This window comes from Bacillus sp. AFS053548, assembly GCF_002575105.1.
In the GTDB taxonomy this organism is placed as follows: domain Bacteria; phylum Bacillota; class Bacilli; order Bacillales; family Bacillaceae_G; genus Gottfriedia.
In genome coordinates, this window is record NZ_NUHI01000052.1 from 1 (window position 1) to 503 (window position 503).

At 36.0% G+C, this 503-nt stretch carries 1 protein-coding gene; it reads left to right on the top strand.

The window, feature by feature from the left end; all coding sequences use genetic code 11:
* Positions 1 to 503, top strand: a 503-nt coding sequence (locus tag CN946_RS20705; protein WP_176547394.1) for a chorismate mutase, incomplete at both ends; no start/stop codon positions are given.

Sequence of the window (503 nt, forward strand, 5' to 3'; positions counted from 1 at the left end):
AAGCGTTTCGATCCAGTTCGTGAGCGTGAAGTTTTAGATATGATTGCAAATGTAAATGAAGGTCCATTTGAAACTTCAACTTTACAACATATTTTCAAGACGATTTTCCAAGCAAGCTTAGAACTACAAGAGGACGATCACAGAAAAGCTCTTTTAGTTTCAAGAAAGAAAAAGCCTGACAATACAATTGTTAAAGTGAAAAATGATATTGTCCTTGGTGATGGTTCTCAATCATTTATTATGGGCCCATGTGCAGTTGAGAGCTACGAACAAGTACGTGCAGTAGCACAAGTTATGAAACAACAAGGTTTAACAATGATGCGAGGCGGTGCATTTAAACCTAGAACTTCTCCATACGATTTCCAAGGACTTGGATACGAAGGACTACAAATTTTAAGAGAAGTGGCAAATGAATTTGATTTAGCCGTAATAAGTGAAATACTAAATCCAAATGATGTTGAAAGATCTTTAGAATACGTTGATGTAATTCAAATTGGTGCACG